Source organism: Cellulosimicrobium sp. SJTW-1, from assembly GCF_047716875.1.
Taxonomy (GTDB): Bacteria; Actinomycetota; Actinomycetes; order Actinomycetales; family Cellulomonadaceae; genus Cellulosimicrobium; species Cellulosimicrobium funkei.
In genome coordinates, this window is sequence record NZ_CP136680.1 from 1,558,322 (window position 1) to 1,573,974 (window position 15,653).

Sequence of the window (15,653 nt, forward strand, 5' to 3'; positions counted from 1 at the left end):
GGGGCGTCCGCGCGCGCGGCAATTCCGTCGCGCGGCACGCCGACGACGCCGTACGGTCGCGCCGTGACCTCCGCTACCCCGGCCCCCGTCGTCCCGGGCGAGGAGACGCCGGTCCTCGTCGTCACCGGGGCGATGGCCTCGGGGAAGTCCACGGTCGCCGACGCGCTCGCCCGCACGTTCCCGCTCGCCGCGCACGTGCGCGGGGACCAGTTCCGGCGGTTCGTGGTCAGCGGCCAGGCGTCGACGGCGCCGCCCCTGTCCGCCGCAGCCCGGGCCCAGCTCGACCTGCGGCAGGCGCTCGCGGCGCAGGCGGCCGACACGTACGCGGCCGCAGGCGTCACGGCCGTGGTCCAGGACATCCTGCTCGGCCCCGACCTCGCGCGGTTCACGGCGCGCGTGCGCACCCGGCCCTGCTACGCCGTCGTGCTGACGCCGGACGCCGCCACGCTCGCCGCGCGCGACGCCGGCCGCCACAAGCAGGCGTACGGCGCCTGGACCCCGGAGGAGTTCGCCGCCGCGGCCCGCGCGACGCCCGGCGGCCTGCACGTCGACACGACCGGGTGGACGGTCGCGCAGACCGTCCGGCGCGTGCTCGACCGGCTCGACGAGGCCCGCGTCGCCTGACCCGCCGCCGCACCGCCGGGCGGCGACCGGGCCGTCGCGCGAGGATGGGCCCATGACGTCCGACGCGCAGCCCGAGACCACCCCTGACGAGACGTACGACGTGATCGTGATCGGCGGCGGGCCCGTCGGCGAGAACGCCGCCGACCGCGCGTCGCGCACCGGCCTGAGCGTGGCGCTCGTCGAGGCCGAGCTCGTGGGCGGCGAGTGCTCGTACTGGGCGTGCATGCCGTCCAAGACGCTCCTCCGACCGGGGGCCGTGCGGGCGGAAGCCCGAGGTGTCCCGGGCGTCGCCGTCGGGGACGACCTCGACGTCGCCGCCGTCCTCGCGCGCCGCGACCAGATGGTCTCCGACTGGGACGACTCCGGCCAGGTCTCCTGGGTCGAGGGTGCGGGCCTCACGCTCGTGCGCGGGCTCGGGCGGATCGTCGGCCCGCGGCTCGTGAAGGTCGTCGCCGAGGAGCCCGACGCCGACCCGGACGACCTGCCGCGCACCCGCCGGCTCGCGGCCCGCCACGCGGTGATCGTGGCGACGGGCAGCGTGCCCGTCCTGCCCGACGTCCCCGGGCTGGCTGACGCGAACCCGTGGACGAGCCGCGAGGCGACCGCGGTCGAGGACGTGCCCGAGTCGCTCGCGATCGTCGGCGGGGGAGTGGTCGCCACCGAGATGGCGGTCGCGTTCGCCGACCTCGGGGCGCACGTGACCGTGCTCTCGCGCGGCGGCCTGCTCGGGCGCACCGAGCCCTGGGCGGGCCAGGCGGTCGCCGCGTCGCTGCGGGAGCTGGGGGTCGACGTGCGGCTCGGCGTGTCGACGGAGGCCGTCGAGCCCCTGCCCGACGGCGGCGTGCGGCTCGTCCTCGCGGCCGCCGGTCCCGCGGACGGCGGGGACGCGCCCGAGCTGGCGCCCGTCACGGCCGAGCGCGTGCTCGTCGCGACGGGCCGCGTGCCGCGCACCCAGGACCTCGGGGTCGACTCCGTCGGGCTCGCGCTCGGCCGCGCGCTGGAGGTCGACGACACGATGCTCGTCCAAGGGCTCGGGTCGCAGGCCGGCACCGGGTGGCTGTACGCGGCGGGCGACGTCACCGGTCGCGTCGCGACCACCCACCAGGGCAAGTACCAGGGCCGCGTCGCGGGCGACGTCGTCGCCGCGCGCTTCGGCGACCCCGACGCTGAGGACGCCCCGACCGCGGGCGAGCGACCGCCCGCCGTCGGCGCCGACCCCGAGCCGTGGTCGCGGTTCGCCGCGACGGCCGACGCCGTGGCCTCCCCCCAGGTGGTGTTCACCCGTCCCGAGGTGGCGGCCGTCGGGCACACCGAGGCGTCCGCTCGCGACGCGGGCCTCGACGTGCGCGTCGTGCGCTACGACCTCGCGAACGTCGCCGGCTCCTCGGTGCGTTCCACCGACTACGCGGGCAGCGCGCAGCTCGTGGTCGACGCCGCGCGCGAGGTCGTCGTCGGCGCCACGTTCGTGGGCCCCGACGCGGCGGAGATGCTGCACGCCGCGACGATCGCCGTCGTGGGGGAGGTCCCGATGCGCAGGCTGTGGCACGCCGTGCCGTCGTACCCGACCGTGAGCGAGGTCTGGCTGCGCCTGCTCGAGGAGTACGGGCTGTAGGGACCGTCCGGCGCGGGCCCGGCGCCCGCGCCGCGGCCCGGTCGCCTAGGCTCGGGGACGTGACGACCGAGACCACCGCCCCGCGCGTCGCCCTCGCGACGTGCTCCGTCCTCCCGCAGCTCGACCCCGACGACGCGCCGCTCGTGCGGGCGCTCGACGCCCGGGGCGTCGCGGCGCAGCCCGCCGTCTGGGACGACCCCGACGTGGACTGGGCCGCGTTCGACGCCGTCGTCGTGCGCTCCACGTGGGACTACTCGGCCCGGCGCGACGAGTTCGTCGCGTGGGCGAACCGGGTCCCCCGCATCCTCAACGCGGAGCAGGTGCTGCGCTGGAACACCGACAAGGGCTACCTGCGCGAGCTCGAGGGCGCGGGCATCCCCGTCATCCCGACGCTGTGGCTCGACCCGGCGCGCAACCTCTCCTCGCGCGCGATCCACACGCGCCTGCCCGCCCAGGGCGACTTCGTCATCAAGCCCGTGGTCAGCGCGGGCGCGAAGGACACGGGCCGGTACCAGGCGGGCGAGGCGCACTCGCGCGGGCTCGCGATCCAGCACGCCAAGAACCTGCTCGTCTCCGGGCGCGAGGTCATGGTGCAGCCCTACGTGACGAGCGTCGACACCGCGGGGGAGACGGGCCTCGTCTTCGTCAACGGCGAGTTCTCGCACGCCGTGCGCAAGAACGCCCTGCTCACCGGCCCGCACCGCCCGACGCGCGGCCTCTACCAGCAGGAGGAGATGAGCCCGTTCACCGCGTCGGACGAGCAGCTCGACGTCGCACGCCGCGCCCTGGCCGTGGCGGCCGACGCCGTCGGCGGCGGGGACCCGGCGAGCTTCCTCTACGCGCGCGTGGACGTCGTGACGGGCAACGACGACGGCGGCGTCGTCGTCATCGAGCTCGAGCTCACCGAGCCGTCGCTGTTCCTCGCGCTCGCCCCGGGGTCGCTCGACCGGTTCGCGGACGCGATCGCGGCGCGCGTCGCGCGCTGACCCGAGCGGGCTCGCCCACGACGACGGCGGCCCGTCCCGATCCCGGGACGGGCCGCCGTTGTCGTGCGGTCAGGCGAGGCCGTTCTCCGACAGCCAGTCCGCGGCGATGTCCTCGGGCGAACGCTGGTCGACCGTGGACTCCACGTTGAGGGCGACGAGGCCCTCGGGGGTGAGCGCCTCGCTCACCGGGTTGATGACGTCCGCGATCTCGTCGGCGATGTCCGCGTTGACCAGCGGCACGACGTTCGAGGCGAGGAACAGGCCCTCCGGGTCCTCGAGCGTGACGAGCTTCTCCGTCTGGATGCGCGGGTCCGCGCTGAACACGTTGGCGATGTTCACGGTCCCGGCGACGAGGTCCTGGACGGTCGTGTCGCCCGTCGCGACGAACGACACGTCGACCCCGTAGACGTCCTTGAGCCCCTGCGGGCCGTAGGGGCGCTGCTCGAGCTCCGCAGGGCCGCCGAGCGTGAGCGGCACGTCGAGGCCGGCGAGGTCGGACAGGCTCGTGAGGTCGTTCTCCGTGGCGAACGCCTCGGTGACGTTGTAGGAGTCCTGGTCCGTGGCGGTCGACTGGTCGAGGACCGTGAGGCCGTCGGGCAGGGCCTCCTGGAGCGCCGCGTACACGTCGTCGGGCGACGTCGCCGTGGTCTCCGGGTCGAAGAACTGCAGCAGGTTGCCCGTGTACTCCGGGAAGAGCTGCACCTCGCCGCTCTCCAGCGCCGGCATGTACGCGTCGCGCTGGCCGATCGAGAAGTTGCGCTCGACCGTGAAGCCCTCCGCTTCGAGCGCCTGCGCATAGATCTCCGCGATGATCTCGTTCGAGTAGTAGGCCTGCGAGCCGACGACGATCGTGTCGGACGAGGCGCTGCCGCCGCCGTCGGAGCTCGTGGTGTCCTCGGCGAGCGGGTCGGACCCGCCGCCGCAGGCGGTGAGGGCGAGGACGGCAGTCGCCGCGGTGGCGACGAGGGCGGCGGTGCGTCGGGTGGTGCGCATGTGTCTGCCTTTCTGAGGGCCGTCCCGAGGACCGGGAGGGATCGGTTCGACGCGTGCGGCGGGGGAGCGCCGTCCGCGTCAGGCGGTGGTGGGTTCGGGGGCGCGGCGGCGCCGCCGGGACGGGGAGTCCTCCGCGGACCGGCCCGCCGTGACGCCGCGCGGCACGACGAGCCGTTGGAGGATCGCGAACAGCGCGTCGAGCACGACGGCCAGCACCACGATGACGAGGGCCGCACCGAGGATCTGGGAGAAGTCGCGGATCTGGATGCCCTGCACGATGTAGAAGCCGAGTCCCCAGTTGCCGACGTAGCCGGCGAGCGTCACGGTGGCGACGACCTGGAGCGTCGCGGACCGCAGCCCGCCGATGAGCAGCGGGAGCCCGAGCGGCACCTCGGCCTGGAACAGCACCTGGCGACCGGTCATACCGACGGACCGGGCGCCGTCGACCACGCGCCGCTCGACGGCCTCGATACCGGCGTACGCCCCCGCGAGGATGGGCGGGACCGCGAGGAGCACGAACGCCGTGACCGACGCGGCGACCTTGTGCGTTACCCCGAGCACGAGCACGAGCAGCAGGACGAGCCCGAACGAGGGCACGGCGCGCGCCGCGCCCGAGAGGGCGACCGCGACCTCCCGCCCGCGCCCGGTGTGGCCGATCGCCCAGCCCGCGGGGATCGCGATCGCCGCGGCGATCAGGACCGCCACGAACGTGAACGCGAGGTGGGTCCAGATCGCCTCGGGCAGCGGGAGCGCGCCCGTGAGCCGGTCGGGGGAGAAGATCCAGGCGACCGCGTCGGAGAAGACGTTCATGCGCGCACCTTCCGGGACCAGGGCATGACCGCTCGTCCGGCGAGCACGAGCAGCAGGTCGACGAGCAGGGCGATGACGACGACCGCGACGACGCCGGCAAGGATCTCGGGGACGATCTGTCGCTGGTAGCCGTTGGTGAAGAGATAGCCGAGGTTGTCGATCCCGATGAGGATGCCGACCGTCGCGAGCGAGATGGTCGAGACGGCCGTGACGCGCAGCCCGGCGAGCACGACCGGGCCGGCGAGCGGGAGGTCCACCTGCCAGAAGCGCCGCCACGGCCCGTACCCGACCGCGAGGGCCGCCTGCCGGACCGTCGGGTCGACCGACGCCAGGGCGTCGGCGACGAACCGCGTCATGATCGCCACCGCGTAGATCGTCAGCGCGACGACCAGGTTGACCTCGGACAGGAAGCTGATGCCGAGGAGCGGCGGGAGCAGCGCGAAGAGCGCGAGCGACGGGATCGTGTAGAGCAGGCCGACGAGCGTGAGCACGAGGCCCCGCGTGAGGCGGAACCGGAACGCGAGCCAGCCCAGCGGGATCGAGACGACGAACCCCAGCACGATCGGCACGACGCACTGGCGCAGGTGCTCGACGGTCAGTCGGCCGATGAGGTCGAGGTTGTCCAGGACCCAGGTCATGCGCCGTCCTCGGGGGCGTCGCCGACGAGCACGCCCTGGGTCCGTCCCGCGCCGTCGACGAGGACCGTGCCGTGGTCCGTCCGCTTCGTGCGCAGCGCACGACGGCCGCGCTCGGCACCGATGAAGCTCGCGACGAACTCGCTCGCGGGGTTCTCGAGGATCTCGCTCGGGGACCCGATCTGCGCGATCTGCGCCCCCTTCTCGAGGATCACGACCTGGTCGCCGAGCAGGAAGGCCTCGTCGACGTCGTGCGTGACGAAGACGACCGTCTTCTCCAGCTCCCGCTGCAGCCGGATGGTCTCGGTCTGGAGCTCGGCCCGCACGATGGGGTCCACCGCGCCGAACGGCTCGTCCATGAGCAGGATGTTCGGGTCCGCGGCGAGCGCGCGGGCGACGCCCACGCGTTGTTGCTGGCCCCCCGAGAGCTGGCTCGGGTAGCGGTCGGCGAGCGCCCGGTCGAGGCCGACCGTGTCGAGGAGCTCGAGGGCGCGCTCGCGCGCCTGCCTCCGGGGCGTGCCCTCCAGGCGCAGGACCGTCGTCACGTTGTCGACGACCTTGTAGTGGGGGAGCAGCCCCCCGTTCTGCAGGACGTACCCGATGCTGCGCCGCAGCTTCACCGGGTCGCGGTCGAGGACGGAGCTGCCGTCGATCTCGATCGTGCCGGACGTGGGCTCGACCATCCGGTTGATCATGCGCAGGAGCGTCGTCTTGCCGCTCCCGGAGGAGCCGACGAGCACCGTGGTGCGGTGGGGTGGGATGACGAGGTCGAAGTCGGCGACCGCGGCCGTGCCGTCGGGGTACGTCTTCGTGACCGATCGGAACTCGATCATGGGGCGCTGCCTCCCGACAGTCGGTGAACGGCCTCCACCCAACCACGACCGCGGTTCGGCTCGTCAAGCGCAATGCCGCGCGTCCCCCAGACCGTACGACGAACCACCGACACGCCGCACCCGGACCGCGCGGGCGGCCTCCGCACGGGCGGCGGTCGCCGCCGTGCGTCCGGCCTGCCGCGCGGATTCGCCCGTGACGTGCGTCACGCTGCGGCCTATCGTGGCGCTGTGCCCCACCTCGACGCCCTCCTCGCCTTCGCGCTCGCGTCCCTCGTGCTCGTCGCGATCCCGGGCCCGAGCGTGCTCTTCGTCGTCGGCCGCTCGCTCACGCTGGGCCACCGCGGCGGCGTGCTCAGCGTGCTCGGCAACGAGCTGGGCGCGCTCACGCTCGTGGTCGCGGTGGCGCTCGGGGTCGGGACGGTCGTCGCGACGTCGGTCGCGATCTTCACGGTCGTCAAGCTCGTCGGGGCCGCCTACCTCGTGTGGCTCGGCGTCCAGGCGATCCGTCACCGGCGCGACGGGACCGTCGCCGTCGACGCCGCCCCCGTACGTGAGCCCTGGTGGCGCGTGGTGCGGCAGGGCTACGTCGTCGGGGTGACCAACCCCAAGACGATCGTGTTCTTCGTCGCGGTGCTGCCGCAGTTCACCGACTTCCACGCGGGCCGCGTGCCCGGGCAGATGATGGTGCTCGGGCTCGTCTTCACCGTCATCGCGTTCGTGTGCGACAGCGTCTGGGCGCTGGCGGCGGGCGCGGCCCGCTCGTGGTTCGCGTCCTCGCCCCGACGGCTCGGCGCGGTGCGGGCCGCGGGCGGCGGGATGATGATCGGCCTCGGCGGCGTCCTCGCCGTCGCGTCGCACCGCGCGCCCTGAGCGGCCCCGAGCGCGTCGACGCAGGGCTCGTCGGGCCCGGGACGCGACGAGGGCCGGCCTCCGTACGGAGGCCGGCCCTCGCCGTCTGGGGTGAGTAACGGGACTTGAACCCGCGACCCCCTGGACCACAACCAGGTGCTCTACCAGCTGAGCTATACCCACCATGTGAGCCGTGCTCACGGACCGGCGCCTGGAGCACCGGCCGTCGAAAAGTGTACCCGGTCCGGGAGGTGCTCCTGGACGCCTTTCTCGCGTCAGGCCTCGCCGGCTCCTGTGACGGTCGCCACGGCCGGGCCGTCGGTGGCGTCGGCGCCCTCGGCGGGACGCGTGCGTCCCCGGGTCACGCTCGTCGTGACGACCTGCTCCGCGATCTTGCGGGCGGTCGCCGAGTCCGGGCCCGGCGCGGGCACGAAGACGGCGGCGCGGTAGTAGCGCAGCTCGTCGATGCTCTCGAGGATGTCGGCGAGCGCGCGGTGCCCGCCGTGCTTCTCGGGAGAGGAGAAGTAGGCGCGCGGGTACCAGCGGCGGGACAGCTCCTTGACGGAGGAGACGTCGATGATCCGGTAGTGCAGGTGGCTCATGAGGGCCGGCATGTCGCGGTCGAGGAACGCCTTGTCGGTCCCGACGGAGTTCCCCGCGAGGGGCGCCTTCCCGGGCTCCGGCACCCAGGTGCGGACGTAGTCCAGGACGCGCTGCTCGGCCTCGGCCAGCGTCAGGCCCGCGTCGAGCTCGTCCAGGAGGCCGGACGTCGTGTGCATCTGGCGCACGAAGTCGCCCATCTGCTCGAGCGCCTCGGCCGGGGGGCGGACCAGGACGTCGACCCCGTCGCCGAGCACGTTGAGCTCGGAGTCGGTGACGACCGCGGCGACCTCGACGAGGGCGTCGGCGCCCAGGTCGAGCCCGGTCATCTCGCAGTCGATCCAGACGATGCGTTCGTTCGCGTTCACAGGGCTCACGCCCACAGCCTAGTCGCGCACGAGGAAGGCCCCGGCGGTCCGGTCCACGGGGGGTCCGGACGGCCGAGGCCTTCGACGGGTCGCGCTCTCGCCCGGCGGGGTGTGCCCCCGGTGCGACGAGCGCTCGGTGCGCGTCATGCGGTGCGGCGCGACAGGCGGGCCTGCCGGGTGTGCGCCGGGACGCGGGTCGTGGTGCGGCGCAGCTGCGACCGGCGCAGGGTCTGCTCCTGCAGCTGCTCGCGACGGCTGAGGGCCGCCACGTCGTACGTGATCAAGGGATGCATGGTGCTGCTCTCGTGACGCTGGGTTCGTGGGTCTGGCCGGACCCTCCACCGCCCGGTACGGACCGGACGGACGCCACCGCGGTGTGTGCTCATACGACCACGCCGGGCGCCGGGGGCGCACGGGATTTTCGCCAGGACCGCCCGCGGGCCCGTCCGGTCCGTCGGAGGGTCGGCCCGGGACCGTGCCGCGCTGCGTCGTCGGCCCGCGTTCCGTAGCCTCCGGGGATGGGTGCGACGACGAGCGGGTCGAAGGAGGGCACGTCGCCGCGGGCGGTGCTCGTGAGCGTCTGGCCGGGGGTGCTCCTGGTCCTGGTCGGCGTCCTGGGCTTCGCCGGACTGTTGGACTCGGTCCGGGAGCGGGACGACCTCTGGCGGTTCGACGAGCCGCTGCTGGCCTGGATGGTCGCGCACCGGACGCCGGTCGCGACAGGGGTGCTGACGGTCGTGACGAACGTGTTCGGCCCGTTCGTGCTGCCCGTCCTCGTGGCGGTGGGGTGCATCGTGTGGGCCCGCCGCTCGGGGACGTGGTGGGAGCCAGGCCTGCTCGCCGGGGCGATGCTGCTCGCGACCCTCGTCTCGAGCGTGCTCAAGGCCGTGATCGCGCGACCGCGCCCCCCGGACGTCTCGATGGTCGTGGCCGGGGTGGAGCGGTCGTTCTCGTTCCCGTCGGGCCACACGATCGGCGCGGCGACGCTCGTGCTCGTCGGGGGCTACCTCGTGTGGCACCGCCACCGCGACGCGCGCGTGCTCACGGTCTGGGTCGTGGCGTCGGTGCTCGTCGTCGGGACCGTGGCGCTGAGCCGCCTCTACCTCGGGTACCACTTCCTCACGGACGTCCTCGCCGGGCTCTGCCTGGCGGTGGCGGTGCTCGGCGTCGTGGTCGCGGTCAGCCGGGTGCACGACCTGCTGGCTCGACCGGAGGCATCCTCGCGGCCCGTCGAGGCGGAGCCCGGCGACGCTTAAGAAAGAACCCTTGCGCAAGATAACTTTCGTGACGTAGCGTCGTCGCCATGACGACCGCTGCCGACCGCCCCGCGCCGGGCACCCCCGCGAGCACGACCCCGCCGGAGCCGGTCGTCGCGACCGACCCGGCGAGCATCCGCGCCCTCGCGCACCCCCTGCGCCTGCGGATCCTCGCGCTGCTCGACGACGAGGGCGAGGTCACGGCGACGCGCTGCGCCGAGGTCACGGGCGAGTCGGTCGCGAGCTGCTCGTTCCACCTGCGCATGCTCGCGAAGTACGGCTACGTCGAGGCCGCCGAGCGGCGCGGCAAGGAGCGCCCGTGGCGGACGGTCGGGCGCGGGCGCCAGACCCGCTTCGACCCCGACGTGCCCGAGTCGCTGCCCGCGGCGAGCGCCGTGGCGGACCTCGTGCTCGGCCAGGAGGTGGCACGCGTGCGGGCGTGGCTCGCCCGCGCCGCGGCGGACGACCCGGGGTGGCTGCTCGCCTCCACGCTCAGCTCGTCGTCGTTCTACGCGACGCGCGAGGAGCTCGACGCGCTCGCGCGCGAGGTCGAGGCCCTGACCGACCGCTTCGCCGGGCGCTGGGAGGACCCGGCGCTGCGCCCCGAGGGCGCGCGACCGGCGCGGCTGTTCGCCGTCGTCAACGCCGACCCGCCCGCGGACCCCCGGTGACCGCGCCGTCCGAGCCGGCGGCCACGGACCAGGCCGCGGCGCCGACGTCGACCGCCGCGCCGACGGCGACCGGGGAGAGGGCGACCGGGGCGTCCGCGCCGCAGCGCGAGAGCACGACGCCGGGACCGGACGAACGGGCGGCGCTCCGCGGGCGCCCCTTCCGGCTGCTCTCCGTCGCGTGGGGCTTCACCAACTTCGCCGACTCGGTGCTCGCGATCATCCTCGCCGTGTGGGTCAAGGACCTCACGGGATCGAACGGTGCGGCCGGGCTCGTGTTCGCCGCGCTGGGCCTGCCCGCGCTCGCGTCGCCGTTCCTCGGCCAGCTCGCCGACCGGGTGTCCCGCCGCCGGATGCTCGTCGCGACGTACCTCGTCGGCGCGGCCGTGCTGCTCGCGCTCCTCCTCGTCCGCGGCCCGGGACAGGTGTGGCTCGTGCTCCTCGTGACGGTCGTGTACTCGGGGGTCGGGTTCGCGACGTCCGCGGCGCAGTCCGGGCTCGTGCGCGACATGCTGCCCGACGACGCGCTCGCTGCCGCGAACGGCCGTCTCACGACGATCGACCAGGTGTTCCGCCTGCTCATGCCCGTCGTCGGCGCGGGTGCCTACGCGATGGCGGGCGTGTGGCCGCTCGTCCTGGCCGCGTCGGGCGCGTTCGTCGTCGCGGCCGCGGTGGTGGCGCGCGTGCGGGTGCGCGAGACACCGCCGGCCGACGAGCGCGAGCCGTACCTCGCCGAGGTGACGGCGGGCTTCCGGCACCTCGCGCGGACGGCCCCGCTCGGCGTGCTCACCGTCGCGCTCGTCGTCGCGTTCGGGGCGGTGGGCCTGCTCAACGCCGTGAGCCTCGCGATCGTCGAGGACGGCCTCGGCCTGCCCGCCGCGCTGCTCGGCCCGGTCTCGTCCGTCCAGGCCGTGACCGCGATCGTGGCCGGCCTCACCGCCGCCCGGCTCGCGGCCCGGTGGGGCGCGCAGCGCCTCGTCGCGCTGGGGCTGGTCGTGCTCGCGCTCGGCATCGTCCCGGCGACCGGCACGAGCGTGGTGGCGGTCGTCGTCGGGCTCGGCGGCGTCGGCCTCGGCGTCACGTGGGCGATCGTCGGGTTCGTCACCGAGCGCCAGCTCCGCACGCCACCCGCGCTCCAGGGCCGGGTGGCCGCGGCGAGCACCATGCTGCTCAACGTGCCCCAGCTCCTGCTCACCGTGGTGGGGGCCGCGCTCGTCGGGGTCGTGGACTACCGGGCGCTGCTCGTCGTGACCGTGGCGGGCATCGCCGTCGCCGCGGCGCTCGCCCTGCGCGGCCGCCGCGCCGTCGTCGGCGCACGCTAGCGGGACGGACCGGCGGGCACAGCGGCGGGAGCGCAACGGCGGGGAACAGCAGCGAGGCGCAGCACCGGGACCACCGGCGAGACGACGCCGGGGCGGCCTCAGTCGTCGAGGCCGCGGGCGCGCAGCGCGTCGCCGAGCGCGTCCGCCTGGCGCAGGACGCCCACGACGAGCGGGACGGCGAAGGCCCGGACGTCGTGCTCCCGGCCGCGCGCGCGGCACGCGTCCCGCACGCGCTGCGCGAGCGCCGCGACCACCGGGACGGAGCGCACGGCGAGCGAGAGGACGAGCGCGACCCGGCCGACGTCGACTCCCGCGCGGCCGAGCGGGCGCAGCCCGCGCTCGATCGCCGCGAGCGCCGCGGCCGTGCGGGTCGTGAGCAGCACGAGGCCCGCGAGCGCGACGAGCGCCACGAGGCGGGTCGTGAGGACCACCGCGGCGGCGGGACCGAGCGCGAACCACTGCACCGCGAGGAGCACCGGCACGACGAGCCGCAGCGGTCGGACCTGCTCCCACGCCGCGCGGGCCCCCACCCCCGCGAGCGTGTAGAGCGTCGCGACCACGACGACCACGACCCCCACCGCGACCGGTGACGACACGAGCAGCACCGCGCCCGACGCCGTCGCGAGGCCGACGAGCTTCGCCCCGGCCGGGAGGCGGTGCAGCACCGAGGTGCCCGGCCGGTAGCCGCCCGGCGTCATCCCGGCCCCGCGTCGACCATGCGCCGGTAGTGCGCGACGGCCGGGCCCGGCGCGTCGTCCGCGACGACGCGCCCGCCGTCGACCACGAGCACGCGGTCCATCGCGTCCATGAGCGCGAGGTCGTGCGAGACGAGCACGACCTGCTGGGGGAGGGACGCGAGCTCGGCGGCGACGCGGCGCGTGTTGCGCAGGTCGAGGAGCGTGGTCGGCTCGTCGGCCACGACGAGGCGCGGTCCCGCCGCGAGCACGGAGGTGAGCGCGAGGAGCTGCTTCTGGCCGCCCGAGAGCAGGTGCGCGGGATGGTCCGCGTGCTCGGCCAGGCCGCGTGCGGCGAGGGCGCGCCGCACGACCGCGGCGCGCTCGTCCGCGGGGACGCCGCGCAACGAGTACGCGACGTCCTCCGCCACGGTCGGCATGACGATCTGCGCGTCCGGGTCGGTGAAGACGAACCCCACCCGCCGCCGCACCGCCGCGCCCTGGCGGCGCGTGTCGAGACCGTCGACGAGCACGCGCCCTGCAGTGGGCACGACGAGCCCGTTGAGCAGGCGGGCCAGGGTGCTCTTGCCCGAGCCGTTCGCCCCGACCACGCCGACCCGGCGCTCGCGCAGCTCGAGGCTCACGCCGCGCAGGACGTCGCGCTCGCCGAGCCGCACGTGCACGTCCTCGAGCCGCACCACGCAGCCCGCCGCACCGTCCTGCGGCGGGAGCTCGGGCGCGGGTGCCGCGGCCTCGGCCGGGCGGTCCCGGCGTCGCCCCCGCACGGCGCGCGCCGCCCACGCGATCACCGCGCCACCTCCACGAGCACCGCGACGCCCTGGCCGCCGCCGACCGCCGCCGTCGCGAGCCCGAGCGTCCCGGCCCGCGCGCCCCCGCGCACGAGCCGGGAGAACAGCCGGACCACGGACACCGCGCCGCTCGCGCCCCACGGGTGGCCCAGCGCGAGCGCGCCGCCGTCGGCGCACAGGCGGGCGTCGTCCGCCGGGTCGCCCAGCGGGTCGAGGCCGAGCGCGTCAGTGACCGCGAGTACCTGGGCCGCGAACGCCTCGACGACCTCGACCGCGGCCACGTCGTCGAGCCGCGCGCCGGCGCGGTCGAGCACGGCGCGCACCGCGGGCACCGGGCCCCACCCGGGCAGCGCCGGGTCGCAGCCCACGGTGGCCGACGCGACGACCCGCAGGCCCGCGAGGCCCCGGTCGCGGCGCACCGCCTCGGGAACCACCGCGACGACCGCGGCGCCGTCGCTCACCGGGCTCGACGTCGCCGCCGTGACCGTCCCGCCGGGGGTGAACGCGGCGGAGAGCCGTGCGACGACGGCCGGGTCGAGGCGGCGCGCGCGCTCGTCGCACTCCAGGGCACGGCCCGGCCGGCCGACGCGCACGGTCTCCGCGGCGAACCGCCCGGCGTCGTGCGCCGCGCGGGCGCGCGCGTGGCTGCGCACCGCGTACGCCTCCTGGCGCTCGCGGGTCACGCCGTGACGCCGCGCGAGCTCGTCGGCGGCGGCGCCCATCCCCGGGTCCGCCCACGGCACGGGCGCGAACGCCGCGCGCGCGTACGGGACGTCACCCCACGGCGTGCGGTGGGCCCGCGCGGGCGAGCGCGTCGCGCTCTCGGTGCCGCCCGCGAGGACGAGCGCCGCCTCGCCCGCGCGGACCTGTTGCGCCGCGACGAGCACGGCCGCGAGGCCCGACGCGCACTGCCGGTCGACGGTGAGCCCCGGCACGCCGACGCCCGCTCCGGCGGCGAGCGCCGCGACGCGCGCGACGTCCCCGCCGGGGCCCGTGCAGCACCCGAGCACGACGTCCGCGACGTCGGCAGCGACGCCGTGCGCCCGTGCGTCGTCGAGGGTCGCGCGCAGCACAGCGGCCGCGAGGTCCACCTCGGTGAGCGCCCGGTGCCCGTGGCCCGCGGTGCCGATCCACGTGCGGCGCGCGGCGACCACCACGGGCGTCGCGTCCGTCGTGCCGCGCGTCGACGTGCTCGGGTGCCGGGTCACCGCAGCGGCTCCAGGCCCGACCGCGCGAGGTCCGTCCCGCCGAGGGCCTCGCTCACCGCGCCGCGCGCGGGCTTGCCCGACGGCGTCCGCGGCAGCGCGCGCGTGCCGTACCAGCGCCGCGGTCGCTGGGCCGGCGCGAGCGCCGCACGGGCGACCCGCTCGAGGTGCGCACGCAGCCCCGACCGGTCGTCGCACTCCACGACGGCGGTCACGACCGCCCCGAGGCGCCGGTGCGCCGTGCCGAGCACGACGACGTCGCGCACCCCGGGCACGGCCCGCAGCACGACCTCGACGTCCTCGGGCACGACCGTCGAGCCGCCCGAGAGGATCGCGCCGTCGCCCCGGCCGCGCAGCACGAGCGGCTCCGGCCCCGGGTCGGCGAGGTCCCCGACGGTGTGCCACGCGCCGTCGCGCCGCAGCGGCCCCGTGGCGCGTGCGAGGTAGCCGCGCGACACCCACGGCGAGCGGACCCACACCTCGCCGACGCTCGCCGACGGCAGCGGACGGACCGCCAGGTCCACGCCGGGGAACGCGCGCATCCCGGACCCGTCGGGGTCGTAGGCGACGAACGACAGCTCGACGGCGCCGTAGTACGCGAGCACGTCGACGCCGAGGCCCCGGGCCCGCTCCCGCGCCTCGGGCGCGAGCGACGCCCCGCCGACGACCGCGTGCCGCAGCCGGGACGGCGCGCCCGCGGCGACGGCGTCGAGCACGTCGTCGAGGACCTGCGGCACGAGGTGCACGACGTCGCTCGTCGCGAGCGCCGCCGTCGTCGCGGCCGGCGTGCGGGTGAGCACGGCGCACGCCCCGACGGCGAGCGTGTGCACGGCGGCGAAGCAGTACAGCGACGACGCGAGCGGGCCGGGGACGAGGACGGTGTCCGTGGCTCGCAGCCCGAGGAGCCGCGTGACCGCGTCGAACGACCCCGCCCACGACGCGCGTGTGCGCACGACCGCGCGCGGGCGGCCGGTGCTCCCGGACGAGAACCCGGCCCACGCGAGGTCGTCGGGACCGGGGACGTGCGGTGGCGTCGGCTCCGCGCCGTCGGCGGTGCCGGTCCCGCGCGGCAGCGGCACCTCGACGAACGTGCGCGGCGCGAGCGTGCGCAGCACCTCGGCGCGGTGGGCGCGCGGCCAGGCGGCGTCGCACACGAGCGGCGTCGCACCCAGGTGGTCGACGGCCAGCACCGCCGTGAGCAGGTCGAGCGGGTCCGGCAGCGACACGGCGACGAGGTCGCCCGGTCGCGTGCCCGACGCGCGCAGGTGCGTCGCGCCCGCGCGCGCGTCCGCGGCGAGCGCCGCGTAGGTGCGCGACCGCTCGGGCGTGCGCAGGGCGGGACGGTCGCGCACCGCCGGGTCGGCGGCGTGCGTCAGGACCTGGTGGGCGACGGGCACGCGGACACTCTC

17 protein-coding genes and 1 tRNA gene are annotated in these 15,653 nt (G+C 76.0%); 7 read left to right on the forward strand and 11 right to left on the reverse strand.

Annotation, left to right across the window (positions count from 1 at the left end; genetic code table 11):
* Positions 1-63: 63 nt before the first annotated feature.
* The 3 genes from RSE42_RS07070 to RSE42_RS07080 are packed head-to-tail and all read left to right on the forward strand — an operon-like array spanning position 64 to position 3,222.
* Positions 64-624: an AAA family ATPase gene (locus tag RSE42_RS07070; RefSeq protein WP_253705834.1), complete on the forward strand. Its 561-nt coding sequence runs from the start codon at positions 64-66 to the stop codon at positions 622-624.
* 52 nt (positions 625-676) lie between these two features.
* Entirely contained in the window at positions 677-2,236 is a 1,560-nt protein-coding gene (locus RSE42_RS07075) for a dihydrolipoyl dehydrogenase family protein (protein WP_415298376.1), read from the forward strand.
* Between the two features lie 59 nt (positions 2,237-2,295).
* Entirely contained in the window at positions 2,296-3,222 is a 927-nt protein-coding gene (locus tag RSE42_RS07080) for an ATP-grasp domain-containing protein (RefSeq protein ID WP_415298378.1), read from the forward strand.
* Positions 3,223-3,291: 69 nt separating this feature from the next.
* Here RSE42_RS07080 and RSE42_RS07085 read toward each other — a convergent pair whose 3' ends face one another.
* The 4 genes from RSE42_RS07085 to RSE42_RS07100 all read right to left on the reverse strand — a co-directional run bounded on the left by RSE42_RS07085 (position 3,292) and on the right by RSE42_RS07100 (position 6,493).
* Entirely contained in the window at positions 3,292-4,215 is a 924-nt protein-coding gene (locus tag RSE42_RS07085; protein WP_061268544.1) for an ABC transporter substrate-binding protein, read from the reverse strand.
* Between the two features lie 78 nt (positions 4,216-4,293).
* Complete coding sequence (locus RSE42_RS07090; RefSeq protein ID WP_415298381.1) at positions 4,294-5,025, reverse strand: ABC transporter permease; 732 nt, start codon at positions 5,023-5,025, stop codon at positions 4,294-4,296.
* Positions 5,022-5,663, reverse strand: coding sequence for an ABC transporter permease (locus tag RSE42_RS07095; protein WP_021482821.1), 642 nt, complete (start codon positions 5,661-5,663; stop codon positions 5,022-5,024). Before RSE42_RS07095 ends, RSE42_RS07090 begins: the two co-directional genes overlap by 4 nt.
* Positions 5,660-6,493 carry an ABC transporter ATP-binding protein gene (locus RSE42_RS07100; RefSeq protein ID WP_034654058.1) on the reverse strand — a complete coding sequence of 278 codons (834 nt, stop codon included), beginning with the start codon at positions 6,491-6,493 and terminating at the stop codon, positions 5,660-5,662. The genes RSE42_RS07095 and RSE42_RS07100 overlap by 4 nt, the downstream gene beginning before the upstream one ends.
* Positions 6,494-6,721: 228 nt before the next feature.
* Here RSE42_RS07100 and RSE42_RS07105 point away from each other — a divergent pair, with 228 nt between their 5' ends.
* Entirely contained in the window at positions 6,722-7,363 is a 642-nt protein-coding gene (locus RSE42_RS07105) for a LysE family translocator (RefSeq protein ID WP_076406664.1), read from the forward strand.
* Positions 7,364-7,449: 86 nt separating this feature from the next.
* Here the strand turns inward: RSE42_RS07105 and RSE42_RS07110 are convergent.
* The 3 genes from RSE42_RS07110 to RSE42_RS07120 all read right to left on the reverse strand — a co-directional run bounded on the left by RSE42_RS07110 (position 7,450) and on the right by RSE42_RS07120 (position 8,594).
* Positions 7,450-7,525: transfer RNA gene (locus RSE42_RS07110), tRNA-His, on the reverse strand.
* Positions 7,526-7,617: 92 nt separating this feature from the next.
* The gene (orn, locus tag RSE42_RS07115) at positions 7,618-8,271 is read right to left on the reverse strand and encodes an oligoribonuclease (protein WP_415298843.1); all 654 of its coding nucleotides are present in this window, start codon (positions 8,269-8,271) and stop codon (positions 7,618-7,620) included.
* A 182-nt stretch (positions 8,272-8,453) separates the two neighbouring features.
* Positions 8,454-8,594 (reverse strand): hypothetical protein, encoded by a 141-nt coding sequence (locus RSE42_RS07120; protein ID WP_157446647.1) that lies wholly within the window; start codon positions 8,592-8,594, stop codon positions 8,454-8,456.
* A 234-nt stretch (positions 8,595-8,828) separates the two neighbouring features.
* Here RSE42_RS07120 and RSE42_RS07125 point away from each other — a divergent pair, with 234 nt between their 5' ends.
* From RSE42_RS07125 to RSE42_RS07135, 3 genes are read left to right on the forward strand one after another with little or no spacing between them, the layout of a single operon-like run.
* On the forward strand, positions 8,829-9,566 hold the full coding sequence (locus RSE42_RS07125) for a phosphatase PAP2 family protein (RefSeq protein ID WP_415298384.1): 738 nt from the start codon (positions 8,829-8,831) through the stop codon (positions 9,564-9,566).
* A gap of 47 nt (positions 9,567-9,613) precedes the next feature.
* Complete coding sequence (locus tag RSE42_RS07130) at positions 9,614-10,237, forward strand: ArsR/SmtB family transcription factor (RefSeq protein ID WP_211933861.1); 624 nt, start codon at positions 9,614-9,616, stop codon at positions 10,235-10,237.
* Positions 10,234-11,556, forward strand: coding sequence for an MFS transporter (locus RSE42_RS07135; protein WP_415298386.1), 1,323 nt, complete (start codon positions 10,234-10,236; stop codon positions 11,554-11,556). Before RSE42_RS07130 ends, RSE42_RS07135 begins: the two co-directional genes overlap by 4 nt.
* 98 nt (positions 11,557-11,654) lie before the next feature.
* Here RSE42_RS07135 and RSE42_RS07140 read toward each other — a convergent pair whose 3' ends face one another.
* From RSE42_RS07140 to RSE42_RS07155, 4 genes are all read right to left on the reverse strand, one after another.
* Positions 11,655-12,254 (reverse strand): CbiQ family ECF transporter T component, encoded by a 600-nt coding sequence (locus tag RSE42_RS07140; RefSeq protein WP_415298388.1) that lies wholly within the window; start codon positions 12,252-12,254, stop codon positions 11,655-11,657.
* Positions 12,251-12,931 (reverse strand): energy-coupling factor ABC transporter ATP-binding protein, encoded by a 681-nt coding sequence (locus RSE42_RS07145; RefSeq protein ID WP_144722865.1) that lies wholly within the window; start codon positions 12,929-12,931, stop codon positions 12,251-12,253. The genes RSE42_RS07140 and RSE42_RS07145 overlap by 4 nt, the downstream gene beginning before the upstream one ends.
* A 104-nt stretch (positions 12,932-13,035) precedes the next feature.
* Positions 13,036-14,247 carry a thiolase family protein gene (locus RSE42_RS07150; protein ID WP_415298390.1) on the reverse strand — a complete coding sequence of 404 codons (1,212 nt, stop codon included), beginning with the start codon at positions 14,245-14,247 and terminating at the stop codon, positions 13,036-13,038.
* Complete coding sequence (locus tag RSE42_RS07155) at positions 14,244-15,641, reverse strand: class I adenylate-forming enzyme family protein (RefSeq protein WP_415298392.1); 1,398 nt, start codon at positions 15,639-15,641, stop codon at positions 14,244-14,246. Before RSE42_RS07155 ends, RSE42_RS07150 begins: the two co-directional genes overlap by 4 nt.
* Between the last annotated feature and the right edge of the window lie 12 nt (positions 15,642-15,653).